This window comes from Pseudomonas oryzihabitans, assembly GCF_006384975.1.
Taxonomy (GTDB): domain Bacteria; phylum Pseudomonadota; class Gammaproteobacteria; order Pseudomonadales; family Pseudomonadaceae; genus Chryseomonas; species Chryseomonas psychrotolerans_B.
Genome location: NZ_CP021645.1, coordinates 4,013,570 through 4,036,658, shown reverse-complemented (window position 1 = coordinate 4,036,658; position 23,089 = coordinate 4,013,570). Strand labels below are relative to the sequence as shown.

Below are 23,089 nucleotides of genomic sequence, written 5' to 3'. Positions count from 1 at the left end.
CGTTTCTCCTCGCAGGTCAGGGACGGGTGCCCAGGCCCATGGCCTGGCGGGCGAAGGCACTCTTGGCCGGCGGGCACAGCTCCAGGCCGACCAGGCCCAGGTTGCGTCCGGCACTCAGCCAGGGCCGGCTGTTGGAAAACAGCCGGGTGATACGATCGGAAAAGCCGATGGTCAGTTGCTGGTCCAGGCGCTGGCGCCGCAAATAGTCCTGCAGGACGGCGAAGTCGCCGGGCGCCGTGGCGCTATCCAACAGGCACTCGGCCAGGCTGTCGACGTCGCGCAGCGACAGATTGAAGCCCTGGCCGGCGATGGGATGCAGGCTGTGAGCGGCATTGCCCAGCACCACCAGGTGTGGCCGCACCTGCTCACTGGCTTCCAAGAGCGTCAGCGGATAGGCATGCCGGGTACCGACCTGGGTGAAGCTGCCCAGGCGATAGCCCACGGCGCGTTGCAGTTCGGCGAGGAAGACCGCCTCCGGCGCCTGCTGCAGCCGCAGGGCCTCGCTGTCCGGCTGGGTCCAGACCAGGGCGCTACGCTGGCCCGGCAAGGGCAGCAGCGCCAGGGGGCCATGGGGCGTGAAGCGCTCGAAGGCACGCCCACCATGACCGAGATTGGTGGAGACGTTAGCGATCAACGCAGTCTGCTCGTACACCGTCCGCCGCACCTCGATACCAAGGGCTTCGCGCAGCGCCGAGCGTCCGCCATCGGCCAGCACCGCCAGCCCACACTCCAGGGTCGCGCCGTCGTCCAGTTCCAGGCGATAGCCGTCGGGGATGGCGGTGAGTCGGCGCACCTCGGCCGGGCAGCGCCAGTCCACCACCTCGCGATCCAGCGCCTGCCAGAGCACCTGGCCGATCCAGGCGTTTTCCACCACGTAGCCCAGCGCTGGCAGGTTCTCGTCGCGGGCGAGCAACTGGGTCACGCCGAAGCGCCCCTGGTCCGACACCTGGATCTCGCGGATCGCCTCGGCATGCTCGGCCAGGGCGTCCCAGACACCGAGGCGCTGGTAGATCAGCCGCGAGCCATAGGACAGAGCCGAGGAGCGGGCGTCGTAGCTCGGCTGGTAGGTATCGCCGGGGGCGAAGGGCTCCACCAGCAGGATGCGCCAACCGCGCGCCTTGGCGCCGGCCTGCAGGGCCAGGGCCAGGCTGGCGCCGACCAGGCCGCCGCCGATGATGGCGATATCAGGACGTTGCATGAGCGTTCTCCCGGCGGTCGCGCGCGGCCGCCATCAAATCCTCGATCTCCGCGGCCGCCTTGGGCAGACCGGCGGTCAGCACCTCGCAACCCTGGCGCGTCACCAGCACCTCGTCCTCGATACGGATACCCAGGCCACGCCACTTGCGCGGCACCTCGGCATCCGGCGGGATATAGAGACCGGGCTCCACGGTCAGCACCATGCCCGGCTCCAGCATCCGCCACTGTTCGCCGATGCGGTACTCGCCGACGTCATGGACATCCAGCCCCAGCCAGTGGCCGGCGCGATGCATATAGAAGTCGCGACAGGCGCCCGCTTCGATCAGTTCGTCCAGTTCGCCGTCGAGCAGGCCCAGGGCCAACAGTCCCTCGGTGATCACCCTGACCGTGGCCTCGTGGGGTTCGTTCCAGTGCCGTCCCGGCGCCACGCAGGCGATGGCGGCCTGGTTGGCGGCCAGCACGATGTCGTAAAGCTGCCGCTGCTCGGGCGAGAAGCGGCCATTGACCGGAAAGGTACGGGTCACGTCGCTGGCATAGCACTCCAGCTCGCAGCCGGCATCGATCAGTACCAGGTCGCCATCGCGCAGGGGCGCATCGTTGGCCTGGTAGTGCATGATGCAGGCATTGGCGCCAGACGCGACGATGGAGCCGTAGGCGGCCAGGCGCGCCCCACCCTGGCGGAAGCAGTAGTCCAACTCCGCCTCCAGGTGATACTCGCGCAGGCCCGGTCGGCAGGCCTGCATGGCCCGCAGGTGGGCGGCGCAGGTCAGCTCGGCGGCGGCCTTGAGCAGCCGCACCTCGGCGGCCGACTTGTACAGCCGGCTGTCGTGCAACAGAGTATCCAGCGCCAGGAGTTCCCGCGGCGGCGAGGCACCCTGGTCGGCCTTGGCGCGAATTAGTTCGATCCAGTTGAGCAGTTGCCGCTCGAATTCCGGGTGGGCGCCCATGGCGTAGTAGACCCGCTCGCGGCCTTCCAGCAGGCCCGGCAGGATGTCGTCCAGATCGCCGATGGGAAAGGCATCGTCCGCACCATAGTCGGCCAGCGCTCCTTCCTGACCCGCGCGCCGGCCCTCCCAGCGCTCCAGCTCGGCGTCCCGCTCGCGGCAGAACAGCAGGTATTCGCCATGGGCGCGGCCGGGAATCAGCACGGCCAGGGCTTCGGGTTCGGGAAAGCCGGTGAGGTACTGGAAATCACTGTCCTGACGGTAGGGCTGCTCGATGTCGCGGTTGCGCAGGCACACCGGCGCGGCCGGCAGCAAGGCGATGCCGCCACTGCCGATCTCGGCCATCAGCGCACGCCGGCGCCGGGCGAATTCAGCCTTGTGGATCCGCGGCATGGCCGCTCAGTGCACCACGGGAGCCGGTTCGGGAATGGGGCCGCGACCGTACTCGCCGTAGAGCAGCAAGGGCGCCACACGCAGGTACTCGGTCACCTCCATGAAGTCGTTCTCGCCCTCTTCGCCTTCCTCGGCCGGCTCCTGGATCTGGGCGATGGCGGCCAGATCCTCGAGTACCTCGCGGGCCTCCCCGGAGACCTCACCAGTACGCCCCGACAGGCCGAAGCCGCCAAGGAATCCCTGGCACCACTGGCCCAGGGCGGCGGTACGCTCGGCCAGCGGCGTCTCGTCCGATGGCAGCAGCAGCACCAGCGCCACCTGCTGGCCAGCGAATTCCTGCTGCACCATGCCGAGCAGACCCGACAGCGCCGCCTGCAGGCGCTCGTTCGGGGCGCCCCCGAGCAGTTCACTGGCCGCAGCCAGCCAGTCGTTCTCGTCGAAGCCCGCACCGCCGCACACCCGTCCGAGCAGGTGACCGTGGAGTTCGGCGGGCGAGACCGGCAGGGCGGCCTCGGCGAGCAGGGTGGCGAAGGCGGCGTAGGCGGATGCTGAGCTGGACATGGCGTCGAGGTGAGGTGCTGGCTAGAATGAAGCCTTATCCTACGCGCTGACCCCGCCGGCGGCCAATCTCGTTGCACCCTTCTGGAGCTGTAGCCCTCATGCGCGAGTCTCGCGACACGCCTCTCGACGCCGATCTGGACGCCCTCGGTGACCGTGTGGAGCGGCTGCTCCTGCGTCTCGAGGAACTCCAGCAGCAGAATCGACAACTGCGCCATAGCGAGCGCAACTGGCGCCAGGAACGCGCCGAGTTGATCGAGAAGAACGAATTGGCCAGATCGAAGGTCGAAGCGATGATTTTACGCCTGAAAGCCTTGGAGCAGGACTCATGAGCACCGAGACCGTGACCGTCCAGATTCTGGAAAAGGAATATCGCATCAGTTGCCCCGCCGACGAGCGTGCCAACCTGGAGAGCACCGCCCGTTACCTCGATGGCAAGATGCGCGAGATCCGCGCCAGCGGTAAGGTCATCGGCGCCGACCGCGTGGCCGTGATGGCCGCCCTCAACATCACCCACGAACTGCTGCACCGCCAGGACGATGTCAGCCTGGAAGTCAGCAGCACCCGTGAGCGGGTACGCGACCTGCTGGACCGGGTCGACCGCGCCCTGATCACCGAACACGACACCACCGCCTGACCAGTCGGCCTGGCGGCTGCTGGCCTGTGCCGGGATAGGCGGGGGTTTGCATCTCGGCTCAGGGGCGTATACTGAAGGCCACTCTCTGGTGTGTGCGCCAGTCGGTCATGTCCCCGAGCCGATAAGCAACACCCCGGGGGTTGCTCGTAAGACTGGTGTGCATGTCCGCCACGGCGGAAAGCCTAAAGGTCTACGACTTCTCCCACCTTGAACCAAGGGTTCAAGGGCTACACCGGCAGCGGCATTCCGGAGAGCTCATCGATTTCCATGACCACCCCTCCCTCCCCCGACCTCAGTCGTCCCGCACTGCGCAAACTGTTGCGTCAGCGCCGCCGTGCCCTTACTCCCATCCAGCAACGCCAGGCCGCTCGCCAGCTCTATCGGCAACTCGCGCAGCATCCATTGTTTCGACGCGCCCGCCATATCGCCTTCTATCTCCCCAGCGATGGCGAGATCGATCCGCGCCCGCTGTTCGAAGAAGCCCAGCGCCGCGGCAAGGCCACCTATCTACCGGTGCTCTCCCGCTGGCCGCGCACGGCGATGATCTTTCAGCGGGTCGGCCGTGGCGAATCCTGGGTACGCAATCGCTTCGGCATCGCCGAGCCGCGCCCGGATCGACGGCTGGGTCGACCGACCTGGGCGCTGGATCTCATCCTGATGCCGCTGGTGGGCTTCGATCCCCAAGGCGGGCGCCTGGGCATGGGCAAGGGCTTCTATGACCGCAACCTGGCCTATTTGGCGCGCAGGCAGCACTGGCGCAGCCCGCGCTTGATCGGTTGCGCCCATGAATGTCAGAAGGTGGAGCGGTTGGCACTGGCGGCCTGGGACGTACCCATGGCGGCCGTAGTCAGCGATGGCGGCTGGTACGGCCAGCCGGATTGACGAACCTAGCGCGCCGGCGGCATTTCGCTGGCGTAGCGGCCATACTGCTGCTGGCTCTGGCGTTGCTCCCAGAGGCTCTGCGTGTACCCCGTGGTAACGACACCCAGGGTGAAGATCAGGACCAGTACCCATAGCAAATCAGGTTTACGTTTCATCGAGCTGGGCCACCCCCTTGCTGGCACCTTTGGGCAGGACACGACGTCGCCCTGTATGCTCAGCGCGTACGATCAGACTTCATCTGGAATGCGCGGCATTCTGCGACAAGCGGTCGCCCCTTGCAATCGACCAGCCCCTTTCCGTTAAGCTCCCGAGCTTCCATTCGTCAGGAGACGAACCGTGGCCTTCTGGCTGTTGAAATCCGAGCCCGATGAGTTTTCGCTAAACGACCTGCAACGCCTGGGCGAGGGCCGCTGGGATGGCGTGCGCAACTACCAGGCACGCAACTTCCTGCGTGCCATGGCGCCCGACGACCTGTTCTTCTTCCATCATTCGAGCTGCGCCGAACCCGGTATCGCTGGCATCGGCCGGGTCCTCGGCGAGGCCTTCGCCGACCCCACCGCACTGGATCCGCAGAGCCCCTACCACGCCCCCAAGGCTACGGCGGAGAACAACCCCTGGACGGCGCGCCAGGTCGCCTTCGTCGAGGCCTTTCCACGGGTGCTGACCCTGCCGCGCCTGCGCGAGCTGCCGGCACTCGCCGACTTCGCCCTGCTGCGCAAGGGCAATCGGCTGTCGGTAATGCCGGTCAGCCCAGCCGAATGGGCGGCCATTGTCGCCGCGGGCCGCGGCTGAGCCATCGTCTCAGGGCTGGACGATCAGGTTGTTGAACAGCAGGTCCTCCACCAGGGGCTTGCCTTCTTCCTGAGTAAGCACCTGCTGGACCTGCTTGAGCGCTTCCTGGCGCAATTTCTCGCGCGCCTCCACACCAGCCATGGACTCGTCGGTCTGCTGGGCGAACAGCATCACCAGCTGATTGCGGATCAGCGGCTCGTGGAATTCCACTTTCTCCTTGGCTTCCTTGCCGGTCATCATCAGGGCGATGTCGGCCTTGTAGTACTTGAGCTTGGGACCACTGCCGTAGTTGCCGACCAGCGCCGGGGTCAGATTGTAGAACTCGGTCTTGGGGGCTTCCCCTTCCTTCTTCTCTTCGCTCGCCCAGACATTCAAGGCCAGGCAGAAGGACAACAAAATGGCGGCGACAGCTTTCACGATGGATCCTCACGGGTGGATGGCTGCAGCATAGCCAGCACGGCTCAAGGGGTCACCTCGAACCTGAGGGTTCCGATCACCTGGCCGACGTCCGTTACCACTTGCACCTGCCAACGGCCGGTCACGTCGCCGGGGAAGTTCTGCTTGTGGGTCCAGGCGCGATAGCCGGCCTCGCGACCGCCGCTGATATCCAGGGGGATACGATCCACCTCCTGACCGGCATGGCGCCAGACGTGATAGATGCGCTCGTTCAGACCTCGCGGCGCATTGATGGCGGTGAAGGCATAGAGTCCCTGGGCCCGCAGTTGGGCAGCGCTCAGGCTCTTCACCGCCTCACCCGGCTCGCGCTTGAGACTGTCGAAGTCGGTGCTCATGCCCATGTCGGTCAGCCACAGGGTGGCCGGCGGTACCCAGGCGCGCCCCACCCAGCCGAAGGCGCCAATGGCCAGGCACAGCGCCAGCAGCCCCAGCCAGCGCCAGCCCAGCCGCACCCGGAAGGCAACTGCCAGACTGGGAAAGGACAGCAGCACGGCGACGCCCAGGGCCAGTTCGTAGCTCTGGGTGGTGGTCAGGTGCAGGATGATCGGCAAAGCCGTGAGCAGCACCGCGAACAGCGTCAGGGTGTGGTAGCTGAGGAACACCCAGCGTCGCGGGGCGAGCGCCTTGTAGTAGAGCGGATCGATGATGGAGACCAGCGCGGCCGCGCCGAGCAGCCCGGTGAACAGCGCCTGGCCGCTGTTCCAGGCGGTGGTGATGGCGAAGAACGGCAGGCAGAAGAACAGGCTTTCCTGATGGATCAATTGGGTAGCGTAGCGCAGCAACGGCGGTGGCAGCTCCCAGCCGAAGCGGCGGCTGACCCAGCCACGGAGCACGTTTTCCAGCATCAACCAGACCCAGCTCGCCAGCATGACCACGGCCATCACCGGGGCGAAGCCCTTCTGCCGGTCGACCAGCAGGAAGCTGCAGATCCCCGAGATGAAACCGGCGAGGGCGATCAGCCGCGGATAGCGCTCGAACAGAGCGGTAACCAGCGTCACGGCACGGGAGGACAGGACTTTCCAGGCAGGCATAGCGACTCGCGAAAAACGACAACGGCATAGAGGCGCAACCCTAGGCGCGCCGTCGCTGCAGATCAAGCGGCAAAACCCCCGGTCCGCTGCCACAGAGCGGAAAAGCCTAGTCACGCTGTAATATCATTGTAATATTCGAAAACGAACTGGAAATGTTCGATTTCGCTTAATACCTATAACAATACCGAGGCACTCATGCTTGGAATCTTCGCCCCTGCGGCTCATCGCCCGCCCCTGCCCGCTGATCGCATCGACCCCATCTATCGCCGCCTGCGCTGGCAGATCTTCGCCGGAATCTTCATCGGCTACGCCGGCTACTATCTGCTGCGCAAGAACTTCTCCCTGGCCATGCCCTCGCTGGTGGAGCAAGGCTATAGCCGGGGCGAACTGGGCGTGGCGCTCTCCGCGGTAGCCATCGCCTACGGACTGTCCAAGTTCCTCATGGGTCTGGTCTCGGATCGCTCCAATCCGCGCTACTTTCTGCCCGCTGGCCTGGTGCTGTCCGCCCTGGTGATGCTGCTGTTCGGATTCGCACCTTGGGCCACCTCCAGTGTCGGCATCATGTTCGTCCTGCTGTTCCTCAACGGCTGGTTCCAAGGAATGGGCTGGCCGCCCAGCGGTCGCACCATGGTGCACTGGTGGTCGCAGAAGGAGCGTGGCGGCGTGGTCTCGGTATGGAACGTCGCCCACAATGTCGGCGGCGGTCTGATCGGCCCGCTGTTCCTACTCGGCCTGTTCCTGTTCGACGACTGGCGCTCGGCTTTCTATGTCCCGGCGGTGGTCGCCCTGGCAGTGGCCGTGTTCGCCTTCATCACCATGAGAGACACCCCGCAATCCTGTGGCCTGCCATCGGTGGAGCAATGGAAGCAGGACTTTCCCGAGGGCTACAGCGAAGGCCACGAGCGCGAATTCTCCACCAAGGAGATCTTCGTCGAATACGTGCTGAAGAATCGCCTGCTCTGGTACATCGCCTTCGCCAACGTCTTCGTCTACCTGCTGCGCTATGGCGTGCTGGACTGGGCGCCCACCTACCTCAAGGAAGCCAAGCACTTCTCGGTGGACAAAACCTCCTGGGCCTATTTCTTCTACGAGTGGGCCGGCATCCCTGGCACCCTGCTCTGCGGCTGGCTCTCGGACAAGCTGTTCCGCGGCAATCGTGGCGCCACCGGCGTGGTGTTCATGCTCGGCGTGATGGTCGCCACCCTGGTCTACTGGCTCAACCCGGAAGGCAACCCCGGCGTCGACCTGGCCGCCCTGGTCTGCATCGGCTTCCTGATCTACGGCCCGGTGATGCTGATCGGCCTGCAGGCGCTGGAGCTGGTCCCCAAGAAGGCCGCCGGTACCGCCGCAGGCTTTACCGGTCTGTTCGGCTACCTGGGTGGCTCAGTGGCCGCCAATGCCCTGGTGGGCTACACCGTGGATCACTTCGGCTGGGATGGCGGCTTCATGCTGCTGATCGGCTCCTGCGTGCTGGCCATCGCCTTCCTGGCACTGACGCTGAGGCACACCGGGATGGTAGCCAAGACGGGGCGCTGAGCCTGGACATGATCCCGTAGCGTGGATGACGGCGTAGCCTCATCAACCGGGGCTCAAGGTGGAAAACGCTGCGCGGTTTTCCACCCTACGGATGTATTTATCGCAGCCATGCCGGTGGGGCTAGCTCCGCGGCGCGTAGGCGAAGACGTCGGCACGCATCTGGTGGGCGTCCATGCCGGCTTCCACCAGGGCATCCAGGGTGGCGTAGACCATCGCCGGCGAGCCGCTGGCATAGACGTGCAGGCCGCTCAGGTCGGCGAAGTCGGCGCGCACCACCTCGTGCAGTAGGCCACAGCGGCCTTCCCAGCCACAGGCATCGCTCACTACCCGGTTCAAGACGAGATTGGGCAGGCTTGCCCAGTCGTCCCAGGCCTCGATGGCGTAGAAGTCCTCGGGCGTACGGACGCCCCAGTACAGATGCACCGGATGGGCGAAGCCACGGGTGCGAGCGTCTTCGATCAGGCTGTGCATCTGCGCCATGCCGGTGCCGGCGGCGATCAGCACCAGGGGACCATCCGGTAGCTCAGCCAGATGCGCATCGCCATAGGGCAGCTCGACCTGGGCCATGCCCTTGCGCTCGAGTTGTGCCAACAGCGCCTGGCTGCTGGCCTCGCGGGCCAGCACGTGCAGCTCCAGCTCACGCTCCTGGTGCGGGGCCGAGGCCAGGGAAAAGGCCGACTGCTTGCCATCGTCGCGGGCGATCATCAGGTACTGGCCGGCGTGATAGCGCGGCGGACGTCCGGCCGGGGCACGCAACCGCACGCGGCGCACATCGCCTCCGACATCATCCAGCGCCACCACCTGGCAGGCCAGCTTACGCACCGGCAACTCGCCGGGCGCCAGTACCCCGTCCCACTGCAGCAGGCAATCGGTCAGGGGGACCGCCACGCAGACGTAGATCTCGCCGTGGTCGGCAGTCTGGCCGCGCTGGTCGACCTGGCCTTCCACCAGCAGCGCGGCGCAGAGCTGGCAATTGCCATTGCGGCAGCTGTGCGGCCCGCTGTAGCCGAGGCGCTGCGCCGCCGCCAGGATCGCCTCCCCGGGTAGGGTTTCCAGTACCGCCCCCGAGGGCTGCAGGGTGACCTTCATAGGTGTCTCCGTTAATCGATACCGAGACTGGACCACATCTCGTCCACCCGTTTGACCACCGCTTCGTCCTTGACGATCGCCCGCCCCCACTCCCGCGTGGTCTCGCCCGGCCACTTGTGGGTGGCGTCCAGGCCCATCTTCGAGCCCAGGCCGGAGATCGGCGAGGCGAAGTCCAGGTAGTCGATAGGGGTATTGTCGATCATCACGGTGTCGCGTTTGGGATCCATGCGCGTGGTGATCGCCCAGATGACGTCGTTCCAGTCACGCGCATTGATGTCGTCATCGGTGACGATAACGAACTTGGTGTACATGAATTGTCGCAGGAACGACCAGACGCCCAGCATCACGCGCTTGGCGTGGCCGGGGTACTGCTTCTTGATGGTCACCACCGCCATGCGGTAGGAGCAGCCTTCCGGCGGCAGATAGAAATCGACGATCTCCGGAAACTGCTTTTGCAGGATGGGCACGAAGACTTCGTTGAGCGCCACGCCGAGGATGGCCGGCTCGTCCGGCGGCCGGCCGGTGTAGGTGCTGTGATAGATGGGATCGCGGCGGCGGGTGATGCGCTCCACGGTGAACACCGGGAAGGTATCGACCTCGTTGTAGTAGCCGGTATGGTCGCCATAGGGACCTTCCGGCGCCGTCTCGCCCGGATGGATGACCCCTTCCAGCACGATTTCCGCACTGGCCGGCACCTGCAGGTCGTTGCCCACGCACTTGACCAGTTCGCTGCGACTGCCACGCAAAAGGCCGGCGAAGGCATACTCGGAAAGGGTATCGGGCACCGGGGTCACGGCGCCGAGGATGGTGGCCGGATCGGCGCCCAGGGCCACGGCCACCGGATAGGGCTGGCCGGGATGCTTCTGGCACCACTCGCGGAAGTCAAGGGCACCGCCACGATGGCTCAGCCAACGCATGATCAGCTTGTTGCGGCCGATGACCTGCTGGCGATAGATGCCCAGGTTCTGGCGTTCCTTGTTCGGTCCGCGGGTAACGGTCAGGCCCCAGGTGATCAGCGGCGCCACGTCGCCCGGCCAGCAATGCTGGATCGGCAGCCGGCCCAGATCGACCGCTTCGCCCTCCTCGATCACCTCCTGGCAGGGGGCGTCCTTGAGCACCTTGGGTGCCATGCTGATGACCTTCTTGTAGATCGGCAGCTTCGACCAGGCGTCTTTCAAGCCCTTGGGCGGCTCGGGCTCCTTGAGGAAGGCCAGGAGCTTGCCGATCTCGCGCAGGGCACCGACGTCCTCGGCGCCCATGCCCAAGGCCACGCGTTGCGGCGTGCCGAACAGATTGCCCAGCACGGGCATGGAGTAGCCCACGGGATTCTCGAACAGCAGCGCCGGGCCTTGCTTGCGCAGGGTCCGATCACAGATTTCGGTCATCTCGAGGATCGGCGAGACCGGGGCGGTCACGCGCTTCAGTTCACCACGCTGCTCCAGGCTGCGGATGAAGTCACGCAGATCTCGGTATTGCATGCGGCCTCTTGGCGCTGGGGAAAGTCTGGCAGTCTACCGCCTGAGTCGCGGATCGAGAACGCTTGGCGCCAGAAACGCGAAAGGCCGGGAAATCCCGGCCTTTCGCAAGCGACTACGCCTTATTTGGCGCGCTTCATCGAATCGAAGAACTCGTTGTTGGTCTTGGTCTGACGCAACTTGTCGAGCAGGAATTCGATGCCGGCGATCTCATCCATCGGATGCAGGATCTTGCGCAGGATCCACATGCGCGACAGCTCTTCCTCGTCGGTGAGCAGCTCTTCGCGGCGGGTACCCGACTTGTTGATGTTGATGGCCGGGAAGACGCGCTTCTCGGCGATACGACGCTCCAGGGGCAGCTCCATGTTGCCGGTGCCCTTGAATTCCTCGTAGATCACCTCGTCCATCTTCGAGCCGGTTTCCACCAGCGCGGTGGCGATGATGGTCAGGCTGCCGCCTTCCTCGATGTTACGGGCGGCACCGAAGAAGCGCTTGGGCTTCTCCAGGGCATGGGCGTCGACACCACCGGTGAGCACCTTGCCGGAGCTGGGGATCACGGTGTTGTAGGCGCGCGCCAGACGAGTGATGGAGTCCAGCAGGATGACCACGTCCTTCTTGTGCTCGACCAGGCGCTTGGCCTTCTCGATCACCATGTCGGCGACCTGCACGTGGCGGGTCGGCGGCTCGTCGAAGGTGGAGGCCACCACTTCACCGCGCACGGTGCGCTGCATCTCGGTCACTTCCTCGGGACGCTCGTCGATGAGCAGCACGATGAGGTAGCACTCGGGATTGTTGCGGGTGATGTTGGCCGCGATGTTCTGCAGCATGATGGTCTTGCCGGCCTTGGGCGGCGCGACGATCAGACCGCGCTGACCCTTGCCGATGGGGGCGCAGAGGTCGATGACCCGACCGGTGAGGTCTTCGGTGGAGCCGTTGCCGGCTTCCATGGTCAGGCGCTTGTTGGGGAACAGGGGCGTGAGGTTCTCGAACAGCACCTTGTTCTTGGCGTTTTCCGGACGGTCGAAGTTGATGGTGTCGACCTTGAGCAGCGCGAAATAGCGCTCGCCCTCTTTCGGCGGGCGGATCTTGCCGATGATGGTGTCGCCGGTCCGTAGGTTGAAGCGGCGGATCTGGCTGGGAGAAACGTAGATGTCGTCGGGGCCGGCCAGGTAGGAGGAATCGGCACTACGCAGGAAACCGAAGCCATCCTGCAGGATCTCCAGGACGCCGTCGCCGGAAATCTCGTCGCCGCCTTTCGAATGTTTTTTCAGCAGGGCGAAGATGATGTCCTGCTTGCGGGACCGGGCCATGTTTTCCAAGCCCGCGGCATCCGCCATTTCCAACAATTCCGTAATGGGCTTTTGCTTGAGTTCGGTCAGATTCATAGACGTATGTTGACGTGAGAAGAGGCGAAGGAGGGATTCGAGCTGAGCGGCCGGATGCGAGATTAGCGTCGCGAGATGTGTTCTGAAGAGGAGAACTGACGGCTACAGCAGATGAGAAGACGACCCACTAGCAGGGGTCGTGGGCTGGAATCTAGCACCTAGCTCGGTGCGCGTCCAGCCGTTCAGTCATAAAAAAGCCCCGCAGAGCGGGGCTTTCGGCCTAACCTCAGACGTTGGCGTCGAGGAAGGCGGCCAGCTGCGACTTGGACAGGGCGCCGACCTTGGTAGCCTCGACCGCACCGTTCTTGAACAGCATCAGGGTCGGGATGCCACGCACGCCGTACTTGGGCGGGGTGTCCTGGTTTTCGTCGATGTTCAGCTTGCAGACCTTGAGTTTGCCCTGGTAGTCCTTGGCGATCTCGTCCAGCACGGGGGCGATCATCTTGCAGGGACCGCACCATTCGGCCCAGTAGTCGACCAGCACGGGGCTCTCGGACTTCAGCACGTCCTGCTCGAAGCTGGCGTCGCTGACGTTGGTGATGTATTCGCTCATTGACTCTCTCCGAATTCGGGTGCGACTTGAAGTGCGGCCATCATAGCCCTGCTGCCGCCACTTCGAAAGCACTCGAACATTGATGATGGCTATGACGGACATTGATACTGAAAGCTATTCACAATCTGGCGAGCTAGAGACAAACAAGGCGCAACGACCAACGGGAGTGACAGCCAACGGCTGGCCCGAAGGGTGAGCGCCAGCGAATCAAAGGCCTGAGGAAGCGGATCGGACTCGTGCTCGAGCTTACATAAAGCGTAAATGAGCATTCCGATGTGGCCGCCTAGGTGGGGCTGGCCTCCCAGGGCCTTTTCAACGCAGTTTGGCCGACGCGCAGCCGATTGTGGATAGCTTTTTAGACAGCGGGCACCGGGAAAGGGGTTCCACTGCGCAGCGCCGCATTGCGGATATGTTCGCGCATGGCTTTCTGGGCCGCCACCGGAGAACGCCGGGCCAGGGCACGCAGGATGCGGCGATGCTCCTGCCAGGTCTCCAGCGCCCGCTCCGGGCGGACGAAGGGCAGCTTCTGGCTTTCATGGAAGCGCTCGGGGCTGGTGGTGATCACCGCGAGCATGGCCGGATTGTCCGCCGCCAGCAGCAATTGGCGGTGGAAGTCGAAGTCCAGGGCAGCAGCCTGCTCCAATTCGTTCGTCCGCAGCGCCGCGTGCAGGGCACCGAGATTGTCCTCCAGCCGATCCAGCTCGTCGGGCGTGAGGGTCACCGCGGCCAGGCCAGCAGCGAAGCCCTCCAGGGCGAAACGCAACTGGAAGACATGCGCCGCACTGACCTCGCCCGCGAAAGGCCAGAGGCCGTCCGCCTCAGGGGGCGCTTCCTGCACGTAGACCCCACGTCCGGGCTGGACGCTGACCAGGCCCAGGGCACTGAGGGTGGACAGCGCCTCGCGCAGGGAGGCACGACTGACACCCAGCCGCTCGGCCAGCTCGCGCTGCGCCGGCAGCGCCGCACCAGGCGCATAGCCTTCGGTCTCGATCAGTCGGCGAATGGCGTCGACGGCATATTGGGGTACGGCACGGGTAGCAGCGAGGGGCATGGCGTGGTCAGGCCAGTCAGTCCGGAAGCTCGCCTTTTATGCCCAATTTCAGCTCAGTTCAAGTGCAGCCCCAAGGCGGGGCACAGGGCGACAAGCGCGCACCAAAGCGGCTCACAGCGAGTGGCGCTGCGCCACCAAGGCATAGCCAACTGTTCAGACCAGTAAGACCAATCGCCAGGCATGACGCCCGCTGTAGCGGGCCGACGAAGCGCTGGCACATGAAATGCAATGCGCTGGGCCACCCTTCCCTTTCGGAGTTTCGTCATGCTCAAGCGCTGGACCGCCCTCTCCCTGTTCGCCCTGGGCCTGACTGCCCTGCACGCCCCCGCCCAGGCCGATCAACTGGCCGACATCCAACAGCGCGGCGTCCTGCGCGTAGCCGTACCCCAGGACTTCCCGCCCTTTGGCTCGATCGGACCGGACCTCAAGCCGCGCGGCCTGGATATCGATACGGCCCAGCTGATGGCGGACAAGCTGCACGTCAAGCTGGAAGTCACTCCGGTCAACAGCACCAACCGTATCCCCTTCCTGACCACTGGCAAGGTCGATCTGGTCGTCTCCAGCCTGGGCAAGAACCCCGACCGGGAAAAGGTCATCGACTTCAGCAAGGCCTATGCGCCCTTCTATCTCGGCGTGTTCGGGCCCAAGGACGCCGCCATCAGCACGCCCGAGCAACTGGCTGGCAAGACGATCTCGGTGACCCGCGGTTCCATCGAGGACCTGGCGCTGACCGATGTGGCACCCAAGGACGCCACCATCAAGAGATTCGAGGACAACAACTCCACCATCGCCGCCTACCTGGCCGGTCAGTCCGACCTGATCGCCAGCGGTAGCGTGGTGATGAAGGTGATCGGCGCGCGCAACCCGGCCAAGGAGCCGGTGCTCAAGGTCAAGCTGAAGGACTCGCCGGTCTACATCGGCATCAACAAGAACGAGCCGGCATTGAAGGCGAAGGTCGACGCCATCCTCGACGAAGGCCGGGCCGACGGTACCCTGAGCAAGAACTCCGAGAAATGGCTGGGCGATCCCCTGCCGAAGGACATCTGAGGATAGCCGCGCCATGGCGTATCAGTTCGACTTCCAACCGGTGCTCGCGCACACTGACCTGCTGCTCAAGGGTGCCCTCTACACCCTTGAGCTGACCGCGGTCGGTGGCTTCTTCGGCATTCTCATCGGCATCGTCGGCGCGACCTGCCGAGCCTGGCAGCTACGGCCCTTCGCCCAACTGTTCGGGGTCTACGTCGAGCTGATTCGCAACACGCCCTTCCTCATCCAGCTGTTCTTCATCTTCTTCGGCCTGCCTTCCATCGGCATTCGCATCGAAGCCGGACAGGCGGCGGTCCTGGCCATGGTGATCAACCTCGGCGCCTATTCCACCGAGATCATCCGCGCTGGCATCCAGGCGATCCCGCGCGGCCAGTTGGAAGCGGCCGCCGCCCTGGCCATGACCCGTTTCGAGACGCTGCGCTACGTGATCCTGCGTCCGGCGCTGGCCAAGGTCTGGCCAGCGCTGTCGAGCCAGGTGGTGATCGTGATGCTGGGCTCGGCGGTCTGTTCGCAGATCTCCACCGAAGAGCTGACCTTCGCCGCCAACTTCATCCAGTCGCGCAACTTCCGCGCCTTCGAAACCTATCTGCTGACCACCTTGATCTATCTGCTCATGGCCATCGGCGTCCGCCAGGCGCTGCACTGGCTGGGCGTCTTCTTCATCGTCAGGAGGCGCTGATGGACTTCACCCTCGCCGATATCCTCCGCAGCCTGGCCAGCGGCCTTGGCCTGACCCTGGTGCTGTCGCTGGCGACCTTTCTGTTCGGCGGCCTGGCCAGCGTTCTGATATTGCTGGCCCGCACCTCCACCCGGCGCCCGCTGCGCCTGCTGGCGCGGGGCTACATCGAATTGTTCCAGGGCACCCCGCTGCTGATGCAGCTGTTCCTGACCTTCTTCGGGCTGTCGTTGCTGGGCCTGGAAGTACCCGCCTGGCTCGCCGCCGGACTGGCCCTGACGCTGTTCACCAGCGCCTATCTCGCCGAGATCTGGCGCGGCTGTGTCGAGGCCATTCCCCACGGTCAGTGGGAGGCCTCGGAAAGCCTGGCCATGACCCGCTTCGAACAACTGCGCCATGTGATCCTGCCCCAGGCCCTGCGCATCGCCGTGGCGCCCACCGTCGGTTTCTCGGTACAGGTGGTCAAGGGCACGGCGGTGACCTCCATCATCGGCTTCACCGAGCTGACCAAGATCGGCGGCATGCTCGCCAACGCCACCTACCAGCCCTTCACCGTCTACGGCCTCGCCGCGCTGGGCTATTTCATCCTCTGTTACCCGCTGTCGCTGGCCGCTCGCTGGCTGGAAAGGAGACTGCATGCCGCTGCTTAGAGTGACCGCCCTGCACAAGTATTACGGGGATCACCACGTCCTCAAGGGCATCGACCTGACCGTGGAAGAAGGCCAGGTGGTGGCCATCATCGGCAAGAGCGGTTCGGGCAAGAGCACCCTGTTGCGCACCCTCAATGGCCTGGAGTCGATCAACGACGGCGTCATCGAGGTCGATGGCGAGTACCTCGACGCCGCCCGCGCCAACCTGCGTTCGCTACGGCAGAAGGTCGGCATGGTCTTCCAGCAGTTCAATCTCTTTCCCCACCTCACCGTGGGCGAGAACGTCATGCTGGCACCCCAGGTGGTGAAGAAAACCAACAAGGACGAGGCGCGCGCCCTGGCCCGGCAGATGCTCGACCGGGTCGGCCTGGCCGAGAAGTTCGACAGCTACCCGGATCGCCTGTCCGGCGGTCAGCAGCAGCGCGTGGCCATCGCCCGCGCCCTGGCGATGTCACCCAAGGTACTGCTGTGCGACGAGATCACCTCGGCGCTGGACCCGGAACTGGTCAACGAGGTGCTGGCCGTGGTCAAGCAACTGGCCAGCGAGGGCATGACGCTGATCATGGTGACCCACGAGATGAGATTCGCCCGCGAAGTGGGCGACAAGCTGGTGTTCATGCACCAGGGCAAGGTGCATGAAAGCGGTCATCCCCAGGAGCTGTTCGCCAGGCCGCAAACGCCGGAGCTGGCCCAATTCATTGGGCAGGTGGCGTCCTGAGCCGGAAAAACCCTATTTTTTCTGCCGCTTTGCGCAACCGTAACCGCTGTGCGCTTGAAGCCGTCACCGGCTAGCTGGCACGATGGCGCGGTTTATCGCCGAGAGCCTCCAGATGCAGCCTTCGCCAGCCGAGCCCCATGAACTGATCGCCGCCATCGACCTGGGTTCTAACAGCTTCCATATCGTTCGGGCCCGCAACTCCCATGGAGAGATCCGCATCCTTGAGCGGCTGGGCGAAAAGATCCAGCTGGCCGCCGGCCTGGACGAGTCGCGACTGCTCAGCGAGGAAGCCATCCAGCGTGGCCTGGACTGCCTGCGTCGCTTCGCGCAACTGATCGTCGGCATGCCGCGTGGCGCCGTGCGGGTGGTGGGCACCAACGCCCTGCGCGAAGCGCGTAACCGCGCTGAATTCATCCAGCGCGCCGAAGCCGTGCTCGGCCATGCGGTGGAGGTCATCTCCGGCCGCGAAGAGGCTCGCCTCATCTATCTGGGCGTGTCCCACTCCATGCCCGACGTGCCCGGACGCCGCCTGGTGACCGACATCGGCGGCGGCAGCACCGAATTCATCATCGGCCAGCGCTTCGAGACCCTGCAGCGCGAGAGCCTGCAGATGGGTTGCGTCAGCTTCACCAAAAGATTCTTCGCCGACGGCAAGATCACCGCGGCCCAGTACGCCCGCGCCTATACCGCCGCACGCCTGGAGCTGATGAACATCGACCAGGGCCTGCGCGAGATGAGCTGGAACCAGGCGCTGGGCGCCTCGGGTACCATTCGCGCGGTGGCCATGGCGATCCAGGCCGCCGGCCGCGGCAACGGCGAGATCACCCCGGACGGCATCGAGTGGCTCAAGCGCAAGCTGCTCAAGCAGGGCGACATCAATCTGCTGACCATTGACGGTGTGAAACCGGACCGTCGCGCCATCCTGCCCGGTGGCCTGGCCATCCTCGAAGCCCTGTTCAAGGCCCTGGAACTGCAGGAAATGCACCTCTCCGAAGGCGCCCTGCGCGAAGGGGTGCTCTACGACATGATCGGCCGCCACAGCCACGAGGACGTGCGCGAGCGTACCCTCAAGGCGCTGGCCGAGCGCTATCACGTGGACCAGCGCCATGCCGAGCGCGTGGAGAAGCGCGCGCTGAAATCCCTGGCCCAGGTAGCCGATGCCTGGAACCTGACCGACGAGAACCACGCCGAACTGCTGCGCTGGGCGGCGCGCCTGCACGGGGTCGGCCTGGACATCGCCCACTACCAGTATCACAAGCATGGTGCCTACCTGATCGAGCACTCGGACCTGGCCGGCTTCTCCCGCCGCGATCAGCAGGCCCTGGCGCTGCTGGTGCGCGGCCATCGCCGCAACATTCCGCTGGAACGTCTGCAGGAGCTGGGCCCGGAAGGCGAACCGCTGCTGCGCCTGACGCTGCTGCTGCGCTTCGCCATCCTCTTCCACCACATCCGCCACAAGAGCATCCCGGACGTGCAGCTCAGCGCCGGTGAGCGCAGCCTGGACGTGCAATTCCCCGATGGCTGGCTGGCGGAGAATCCCTTGACCCAGGCGGATTTCGAGCTGGAGGCCCAGTGGTTGGAGCGGGTGGGGTATCGGTTGAGCGTGTGCTGAGGGGATTTTTCGTAGGTTGGGTTGAGCGGGAGCGAAGCCCAACGGTGTGGGGCTTCAACTCGGAGTCTTGAGTACCCAACTCTTTGTGTGCCTTGGCTCTTTATCGAAGTCTTCTGGTACTCCTTGTTTCGCCCACCCGGGCGACTCACTTTTTTCAGTCGCGGCTGCGCGCCCCGGACAAAAGTAACCAAAAACGCTTGCCCCACCATCCGGCCTTCCGCTTCGCTCCAGGTCCGCTCACACCAGCGCCGTTCCGGGGTCGGTCCAGATGAGCCGTCCATGGCCCACTGGACCTCTCGCCGCATCCATGCGGCTCGACCCACTCCACAGCACTGGCGTTCGCCCTCCTGGACGGGGCAATTCGCCAGCCGGGAAGTGTTGGTTGAAGAACCACAAACAGCCCGTAACCCGTAGCGTGGACAACGGCGAAGCCTTGTCCACTGATCGCTTCGGTGCCCAGCAGTGGAAAACGCTGCGCGGTTTTCCACGCTACGAATCGCTCTGGCTTTGCCTGTAAACACCGTAGTCTCAGGCTAGCGCCCCGTCCCCGTCAGTGAGGCCGAGTGTAGGTGTCGCGGAGGGGGATGCGAGGCAGGACGCCGAGCAAGGCGCGAGGGGCAGGAGGCCCCTTCGTGCCGTGCCCCTGAAGCGGCACCGGAGCGAGGGGACCCGGAGCGAAGCGGAGGGCCGAACTGTCGGGGTGCGCTTTCTTTTGCTTACTTTTCTTTGCGCAAACAAAGAAAAGTGAGTCGCCGGCCAGGCGAAACAAAAGCCATCAGCAAAACACGATAATCAGCTAGGGCACCCATACGCACAAAGTGCACAGTTAAAACCTCGCAACGTTGGGCTTCGCTCCCGCTCAACCCAACCTACGAAACCGATCAGAGCCCATGGCGATATGGGCCCGCCGCCCCTCAGCGCGTATTCACCACCGGACTAGCCAACCGCTCCAGCAACGTCGCCTGCACGCTCCGGGCATTCTGGTTACCCGTGGGCGACTGGCGCACGTAGCTGCCGTCCTCCTGCAGCACCCAGGCCTGGGTGTTGTCGGTGAGATAGCCTTCAAGCTCCTTCTTGACCCGGCCGATGAGCTTCTTGCCCTCCACCGGGAAGCAGGTCTCGACGCGCATGTCGAGGTTGCGCTCCATCCAATCGGCGCTGGAGAGGTAGAGCTTCTCGTCGCCGCCGTTGAGGAAGTAGTAAATCCGGCTGTGTTCCAGGAAACGGCCGATGATGGAGCGCACCTGGATGTTATGCGACACGCCCGGCACGCCGGGGCGCAAGCAGCACATGCCGCGCACCACCAGGTCGATCTTCACCCCGGCCTGGCTGGCCTTGTAGAGGGCGCGGATGACCTTGGGATCGGTCAGGCCGTTGATCTTGGCCATGATCTGCGCCGGACGACCTTCGCTGGCGGCCACCGCCTCGCGGTTGATCATTTCCAGCAGGTTCTTCTTCAGGGTGAAGGGCGCGTGCAGCAGCTTCTTCATGCGCAGGGTCTTGCCCATGCCGATGAGCTGATTGAACAGCTTGTGCACGTCTTCGGTGAGGGCCAGGTCGGCGGTCAGCAGGCTGTAGTCGGTGTACAGCTTGGCATTGCCGGCGTGGTAGTTACCGGTCCCCAGGTGGGCATAACGACGCAGCTCGCCGTTTTCGCGGCGCAGGATGAGCATCATCTTGGCGTGGGTCTTGAAGCCCACCACGCCGTAGATGACCACGGCGCCGGCCTGTTGCAGTCGACCGGCCAGTTGCAGGTTGGACTCTTCGTCGAAACGCGCGCGCAGTTCGATGACCGCGGTCACCTCCTTGCCGCTACGGGCCGCGTCCACCAGGGCGTCGACGATCTCGGAGTTGGCGCCGCTGCGGTAGAGGGTCTGCTTGATGGCCAGGACGTTGGGGTCCTTGGCCGCCTGGCGCAGCAGGTCGATCACCGGGGTGAAGGATTCGAAGGGGTGCAGCAGCAGCACGTCGAGCTTGCCCAGCACGTTGAAGAGGTTTTCCTTCTTCTGCAGCAGCTTGGGGATGGTCGGCGTGAAAGGAGCGTTCTGCAGTTCCGGATGGCTGGCCAAGCCGGTGATGGAGAACAGCCGGGTCAGGTTGACCGGGCCGTTGACCTTGTACAGCTCGCTTTCGCTGAGGCCGAATTGCTTGAGCAGGTAGTCGGTGAGGTGTTTCGGGCAGATGTCCACCACCTCGACCCGCACGGCGTCGCCATAGCGGCGCGAGAACAGTTCACCGCGCAGCGCACGGGCCAGGTCTTCGACGTCCTCGGTATCCACCGAGAGATCGGCGTTCCGGGTCAGGCGGAACTGGAAGCAGCCCTTCACCTTCATGCCGGGGAAGAGATCGTCGGCGTGGGCGTGGATCATCGACGACAGGAAGACATAGTTGTCGCCGGGCCCGGCGACCTCCTCCGGCACCCGGATGACCCGCGGCAGCAGGCGCGGCGCCGGGATGATGGCGAGACCCGAGTCACGGCCGAAGGCGTCCATGCCCTCCAGCTCGACGATGAAGTTGAGGCTCTTGTTCACCAGCAGCGGGAAGGGATGGGTCGGATCCAGGCCGATGGGGGTGATGATCGGCGCGATCTCGTCACGGAAGAACTTGCGCACCCAGGTCTTGATCTTGGTATCCCAGTAGCGCCGCCGGATGAAGCGGATCTGCTGTTCGGCCAGGGCCGGTAGCAGGACATCGTTGAGGATGGCGTACTGCCGCTCCACCTGGCCATGGACGATGTCGCTGATCCGCGCCAGTGCCTGGTGCGGCAGCAGACCGTCGGCACCGGCCTGTTCGCGGGCGAAGGCGATCTGCTTCTTGAGACCCGCCACGCGGATCTCGAAGAACTCGTCCAGGTTGCTGGAGAAGATCAGCAGGAACTTGAGCCGCTCGAGCAGCGGATAGGATTCGTCGAGGGCCTGTTCCAGCACCCGGATGTTGAACTGCAGCTGCGACAGCTCGCGATGGATATAGAGGCTGCTGTCATCCACGTTGGCGGCCGGAACGGCAGGCGCGGCAGGCGCTTCCACCACCGGCGCGGGCTGCTGCGCCTCGCCGTCCAGCGCGACCGTTTCCTGGGCATCGCCCAGGGATTCGGCGGTGGCCGGTTGTTGCAGATCGGTTTCGACGAAACCCTGGCTACTCATTGAAGCTCCTTAGGAACGCGAAGGCCCCTGACGAAGTTGTTGGGCGGCGCGCTTGGCGAAATAGGTGAGAATGCCGTTGGCTCCAGCGCGCTTGAAGGCCAAGAGCGACTCGAGGATGACGGCGTCGGACAGCCAACCGTTCTGGATCGCGGCCATGTGCATGGCGTACTCGCCACTTACCTGATACACGAAGGTCGGTACGCGAAATTCCTCGCGGACGCGGCGGACGATGTCCAGGTAGGGCATGCCCGGCTTGACCATCACCGAGTCGGCTCCTTCGGCCAGGTCGCCGGCGATCTCGTGCAGGGCCTCATCGCTGTTGCCCGGATCCATCTGGTAGGTGGCCTTGTTGCCCTTGCCCAGATTGGCGGCCGAACCGACGGCATCGCGGAAAGGCCCATAGTAGGCGCTGGCGTATTTGGCCGAGTAGGCCATGATCTGCACGTTGTGATAGCCGGCGTCTTCCAGCGCGGCGCGGATGGCACCGATGCGACCGTCCATCATGTCCGACGGCGCGACCACCTGGGCCCCCGCCGCCGCATGGGACAGCGCCTGCTTGACCAGCACCTCGACCGAAACATCGTTGAGCACGTAGCCGCGCTCGTCGAGGATGCCGTCCTGACCGTGGGTGGTGAAGGGATCCAGGGCGACATCGGTGATAACACCCAGCTCGGGAAAACGCTCACGCAGGGCACGGGTGGCGCGCTGGGCGATACCGTCGGGGTTGTAGGCCTCGGCGCCATCCAGGGATTTACGCTCGGCGGGGGTGACCGGAAACAGGGCGACGGCCGGAATGCCCAGGGCCACCAGCTCGGCGGCCTCTTCCAGCAGCAGGTCGATGGACAGCCGCTCGACGCCGGGCATCGAGGGGATGGCTTCGCGACGGCCTTCGCCGTCCAGCACGAAAACCGGCAGGATGAGGTCATCCACCGTCAGCACATGCTCGCGCATCAGACGACGGGAAAAATCGTCGCGACGCTGACGGCGCATGCGAGTGGCGGGGTAGCTGCGGCTGATAGGGGTAAAACTCACGATCGACTCCCAGACCCGGATCACGGGTCAGTGTGATGGGTTATAGGCCACAATCATGACCGATTGGTAACAGCACATGACAATATGGTGTGCCTATAGGTCCTATCCAAGGCAGACGCTGGCTGGAGTCGGCGTGACACAGGGTCGCAGGGAATTCTGCTCACGACCGTCTGGCATCCGGCGGAAGGAAGCCCGTCACACTTTCTTTCCAGACGGCAACCGGGGTAGGCTG

At 64.6% G+C, this 23,089-nt stretch carries 24 protein-coding genes and 1 other RNA gene; 12 read left to right on the top strand and 13 right to left on the bottom strand.

The window, feature by feature from the left end; all coding sequences use genetic code 11:
- Positions 1-16 precede the first annotated feature (16 nt).
- From ubiH to CCZ28_RS18125, 3 genes are read right to left on the bottom strand one after another with little or no spacing between them, the layout of a single operon-like run.
- Positions 17-1,198, bottom strand: coding sequence for a 2-octaprenyl-6-methoxyphenyl hydroxylase (gene ubiH / locus CCZ28_RS18135; RefSeq protein WP_140220258.1), 1,182 nt, complete (start codon positions 1,196-1,198; stop codon positions 17-19).
- Positions 1,185-2,534, bottom strand: coding sequence for a Xaa-Pro aminopeptidase (pepP, locus tag CCZ28_RS18130; protein WP_140220256.1), 1,350 nt, complete (start codon positions 2,532-2,534; stop codon positions 1,185-1,187). The genes ubiH and pepP overlap by 14 nt, the downstream gene beginning before the upstream one ends.
- A 6-nt stretch (positions 2,535-2,540) precedes the next feature.
- Positions 2,541-3,095: a UPF0149 family protein gene (locus CCZ28_RS18125; protein ID WP_140220254.1), complete on the bottom strand. Its 555-nt coding sequence runs from the start codon at positions 3,093-3,095 to the stop codon at positions 2,541-2,543.
- Between the two features lie 98 nt (positions 3,096-3,193).
- Here CCZ28_RS18125 and CCZ28_RS18120 point away from each other — a divergent pair, with 98 nt between their 5' ends.
- The 4 genes from CCZ28_RS18120 to CCZ28_RS18105 all read left to right on the top strand — a co-directional run bounded on the left by CCZ28_RS18120 (position 3,194) and on the right by CCZ28_RS18105 (position 4,611).
- Positions 3,194-3,424 carry a TIGR02449 family protein gene (locus CCZ28_RS18120; protein WP_140220252.1) on the top strand — a complete coding sequence of 77 codons (231 nt, stop codon included), beginning with the start codon at positions 3,194-3,196 and terminating at the stop codon, positions 3,422-3,424.
- On the top strand, positions 3,421-3,729 hold the full coding sequence (locus CCZ28_RS18115; protein WP_140220250.1) for a cell division protein ZapA: 309 nt from the start codon (positions 3,421-3,423) through the stop codon (positions 3,727-3,729). The genes CCZ28_RS18120 and CCZ28_RS18115 overlap by 4 nt, the downstream gene beginning before the upstream one ends.
- Positions 3,730-3,808: 79 nt before the next feature.
- Positions 3,809-3,986: non-coding RNA, 6S RNA (ssrS, locus tag CCZ28_RS18110), on the top strand.
- A gap of 10 nt (positions 3,987-3,996) precedes the next feature.
- Positions 3,997-4,611, top strand: coding sequence for a 5-formyltetrahydrofolate cyclo-ligase (locus CCZ28_RS18105; protein WP_140220248.1), 615 nt, complete (start codon positions 3,997-3,999; stop codon positions 4,609-4,611).
- A 5-nt stretch (positions 4,612-4,616) separates the two neighbouring features.
- Here the strand turns inward: CCZ28_RS18105 and CCZ28_RS24495 are convergent, their stop codons facing one another.
- Positions 4,617-4,766, bottom strand: a complete 150-nt coding sequence (locus tag CCZ28_RS24495) for a hypothetical protein (protein ID WP_167509254.1) — start codon at positions 4,764-4,766, stop codon at positions 4,617-4,619.
- Positions 4,767-4,947: 181 nt separating this feature from the next.
- Between CCZ28_RS24495 and CCZ28_RS18100 the strand changes: the two genes are divergently transcribed.
- Positions 4,948-5,403: an EVE domain-containing protein gene (locus CCZ28_RS18100; RefSeq protein WP_140220246.1), complete on the top strand. Its 456-nt coding sequence runs from the start codon at positions 4,948-4,950 to the stop codon at positions 5,401-5,403.
- A 9-nt stretch (positions 5,404-5,412) separates the two neighbouring features.
- On the opposite strand, the gene CCZ28_RS18095 is transcribed toward CCZ28_RS18100, so the two are convergent.
- Both CCZ28_RS18095 and CCZ28_RS18090 read right to left on the bottom strand, forming a co-directional pair.
- Complete coding sequence (locus tag CCZ28_RS18095; protein ID WP_140220244.1) at positions 5,413-5,820, bottom strand: flagellar basal body-associated protein FliL; 408 nt, start codon at positions 5,818-5,820, stop codon at positions 5,413-5,415.
- A gap of 44 nt (positions 5,821-5,864) precedes the next feature.
- Positions 5,865-6,890, bottom strand: a complete 1,026-nt coding sequence (locus CCZ28_RS18090) for a DUF5924 family protein (protein WP_140220242.1) — start codon at positions 6,888-6,890, stop codon at positions 5,865-5,867.
- A 195-nt stretch (positions 6,891-7,085) separates the two neighbouring features.
- Between CCZ28_RS18090 and glpT the strand changes: the two genes are divergently transcribed.
- Positions 7,086-8,426 (top strand): glycerol-3-phosphate transporter, encoded by a 1,341-nt coding sequence (gene glpT, locus CCZ28_RS18085; protein WP_140220240.1) that lies wholly within the window; start codon positions 7,086-7,088, stop codon positions 8,424-8,426.
- A gap of 120 nt (positions 8,427-8,546) precedes the next feature.
- Here glpT and CCZ28_RS18080 read toward each other — a convergent pair whose 3' ends face one another.
- The 5 genes from CCZ28_RS18080 to CCZ28_RS18060 all read right to left on the bottom strand — a co-directional run bounded on the left by CCZ28_RS18080 (position 8,547) and on the right by CCZ28_RS18060 (position 13,979).
- On the bottom strand, positions 8,547-9,515 hold the full coding sequence (locus tag CCZ28_RS18080) for a CDP-6-deoxy-delta-3,4-glucoseen reductase (RefSeq protein ID WP_140220238.1): 969 nt from the start codon (positions 9,513-9,515) through the stop codon (positions 8,547-8,549).
- 11 nt (positions 9,516-9,526) lie between these two features.
- Complete coding sequence (gene ubiD / locus CCZ28_RS18075; RefSeq protein WP_140220236.1) at positions 9,527-10,993, bottom strand: 4-hydroxy-3-polyprenylbenzoate decarboxylase; 1,467 nt, start codon at positions 10,991-10,993, stop codon at positions 9,527-9,529.
- A gap of 119 nt (positions 10,994-11,112) precedes the next feature.
- Positions 11,113-12,375 carry a transcription termination factor Rho gene (gene rho / locus CCZ28_RS18070; protein ID WP_140220233.1) on the bottom strand — a complete coding sequence of 421 codons (1,263 nt, stop codon included), beginning with the start codon at positions 12,373-12,375 and terminating at the stop codon, positions 11,113-11,115.
- Between the two features lie 226 nt (positions 12,376-12,601).
- Entirely contained in the window at positions 12,602-12,928 is a 327-nt protein-coding gene (gene trxA / locus CCZ28_RS18065) for a thioredoxin TrxA (protein ID WP_058760317.1), read from the bottom strand.
- Between the two features lie 355 nt (positions 12,929-13,283).
- The gene (locus tag CCZ28_RS18060; RefSeq protein ID WP_140220231.1) at positions 13,284-13,979 is read right to left on the bottom strand and encodes a FadR/GntR family transcriptional regulator; all 696 of its coding nucleotides are present in this window, start codon (positions 13,977-13,979) and stop codon (positions 13,284-13,286) included.
- A gap of 264 nt (positions 13,980-14,243) precedes the next feature.
- On the opposite strand from CCZ28_RS18060, the gene CCZ28_RS18055 reads away from it, so the two are divergent.
- The 6 genes from CCZ28_RS18055 to CCZ28_RS24865 all read left to right on the top strand — a co-directional run bounded on the left by CCZ28_RS18055 (position 14,244) and on the right by CCZ28_RS24865 (position 19,199).
- Positions 14,244-15,026, top strand: coding sequence for a transporter substrate-binding domain-containing protein (locus tag CCZ28_RS18055; protein ID WP_140220229.1), 783 nt, complete (start codon positions 14,244-14,246; stop codon positions 15,024-15,026).
- A gap of 13 nt (positions 15,027-15,039) precedes the next feature.
- Positions 15,040-15,705: an amino acid ABC transporter permease gene (locus tag CCZ28_RS18050; RefSeq protein ID WP_140220227.1), complete on the top strand. Its 666-nt coding sequence runs from the start codon at positions 15,040-15,042 to the stop codon at positions 15,703-15,705.
- A complete protein-coding gene (locus tag CCZ28_RS18045; protein WP_205894684.1) occupies positions 15,702-16,352 on the top strand; it encodes an amino acid ABC transporter permease in 651 nt (216 codons plus the stop codon). Before CCZ28_RS18050 ends, CCZ28_RS18045 begins: the two co-directional genes overlap by 4 nt.
- Positions 16,339-17,070: an amino acid ABC transporter ATP-binding protein gene (locus CCZ28_RS18040; RefSeq protein WP_140220223.1), complete on the top strand. Its 732-nt coding sequence runs from the start codon at positions 16,339-16,341 to the stop codon at positions 17,068-17,070. Before CCZ28_RS18045 ends, CCZ28_RS18040 begins: the two co-directional genes overlap by 14 nt.
- A 112-nt stretch (positions 17,071-17,182) precedes the next feature.
- Positions 17,183-18,682: an exopolyphosphatase gene (ppx, locus tag CCZ28_RS18035; RefSeq protein ID WP_140220221.1), complete on the top strand. Its 1,500-nt coding sequence runs from the start codon at positions 17,183-17,185 to the stop codon at positions 18,680-18,682.
- A 382-nt stretch (positions 18,683-19,064) separates the two neighbouring features.
- The gene (locus tag CCZ28_RS24865; RefSeq protein WP_276613520.1) at positions 19,065-19,199 is read left to right on the top strand and encodes a hypothetical protein; all 135 of its coding nucleotides are present in this window, start codon (positions 19,065-19,067) and stop codon (positions 19,197-19,199) included.
- A 397-nt stretch (positions 19,200-19,596) separates the two neighbouring features.
- On the opposite strand, the gene ppk1 is transcribed toward CCZ28_RS24865, so the two are convergent.
- Both ppk1 and hemB read right to left on the bottom strand, forming a co-directional pair.
- Positions 19,597-21,825, bottom strand: a complete 2,229-nt coding sequence (gene ppk1 / locus CCZ28_RS18030; protein ID WP_140220219.1) for a polyphosphate kinase 1 — start codon at positions 21,823-21,825, stop codon at positions 19,597-19,599.
- 9 nt (positions 21,826-21,834) lie between these two features.
- Positions 21,835-22,857, bottom strand: a complete 1,023-nt coding sequence (gene hemB, locus CCZ28_RS18025; RefSeq protein WP_140220217.1) for a porphobilinogen synthase — start codon at positions 22,855-22,857, stop codon at positions 21,835-21,837.
- Positions 22,858-23,089: the final 232 nt, after the last annotated feature.

Excerpts from the sequence above, each read along its gene's own strand:
- ubiH (WP_140220258.1), bottom strand. The coding sequence starts at position 1,198 with ATGCAACGTCCTGATATCGCCATCATCGGCGGCGGCCTGGTCGGCGCC.
- pepP (WP_140220256.1), bottom strand. The coding sequence starts at position 2,534 with ATGCCGCGGATCCACAAGGCTGAATTCGCCCGGCGCCGGCGTGCGCTG.
- CCZ28_RS18125 (WP_140220254.1), bottom strand. The coding sequence starts at position 3,095 with ATGTCCAGCTCAGCATCCGCCTACGCCGCCTTCGCCACCCTGCTCGCC.
- CCZ28_RS18120 (WP_140220252.1), top strand. The coding sequence starts at position 3,194 with ATGCGCGAGTCTCGCGACACGCCTCTCGACGCCGATCTGGACGCCCTC.
- CCZ28_RS18115 (WP_140220250.1), top strand. The coding sequence starts at position 3,421 with ATGAGCACCGAGACCGTGACCGTCCAGATTCTGGAAAAGGAATATCGC.
- CCZ28_RS18105 (WP_140220248.1), top strand. The coding sequence starts at position 3,997 with ATGACCACCCCTCCCTCCCCCGACCTCAGTCGTCCCGCACTGCGCAAA.
- CCZ28_RS24495 (WP_167509254.1), bottom strand. The coding sequence starts at position 4,766 with ATGAAACGTAAACCTGATTTGCTATGGGTACTGGTCCTGATCTTCACC.
- CCZ28_RS18090 (WP_140220242.1), bottom strand. The coding sequence starts at position 6,890 with ATGCCTGCCTGGAAAGTCCTGTCCTCCCGTGCCGTGACGCTGGTTACC.
- glpT (WP_140220240.1), top strand. The coding sequence starts at position 7,086 with ATGCTTGGAATCTTCGCCCCTGCGGCTCATCGCCCGCCCCTGCCCGCT.
- CCZ28_RS18080 (WP_140220238.1), bottom strand. The coding sequence starts at position 9,515 with ATGAAGGTCACCCTGCAGCCCTCGGGGGCGGTACTGGAAACCCTACCC.
- ubiD (WP_140220236.1), bottom strand. The coding sequence starts at position 10,993 with ATGCAATACCGAGATCTGCGTGACTTCATCCGCAGCCTGGAGCAGCGT.
- rho (WP_140220233.1), bottom strand. The coding sequence starts at position 12,375 with ATGAATCTGACCGAACTCAAGCAAAAGCCCATTACGGAATTGTTGGAA.
- trxA (WP_058760317.1), bottom strand. The coding sequence starts at position 12,928 with ATGAGCGAATACATCACCAACGTCAGCGACGCCAGCTTCGAGCAGGAC.
- CCZ28_RS18060 (WP_140220231.1), bottom strand. The coding sequence starts at position 13,979 with ATGCCCCTCGCTGCTACCCGTGCCGTACCCCAATATGCCGTCGACGCC.
- CCZ28_RS18055 (WP_140220229.1), top strand. The coding sequence starts at position 14,244 with ATGCTCAAGCGCTGGACCGCCCTCTCCCTGTTCGCCCTGGGCCTGACT.
- CCZ28_RS18050 (WP_140220227.1), top strand. The coding sequence starts at position 15,040 with ATGGCGTATCAGTTCGACTTCCAACCGGTGCTCGCGCACACTGACCTG.
- CCZ28_RS18040 (WP_140220223.1), top strand. The coding sequence starts at position 16,339 with ATGCCGCTGCTTAGAGTGACCGCCCTGCACAAGTATTACGGGGATCAC.
- ppx (WP_140220221.1), top strand. The coding sequence starts at position 17,183 with ATGCAGCCTTCGCCAGCCGAGCCCCATGAACTGATCGCCGCCATCGAC.
- ppk1 (WP_140220219.1), bottom strand. The coding sequence starts at position 21,825 with ATGAGTAGCCAGGGTTTCGTCGAAACCGATCTGCAACAACCGGCCACC.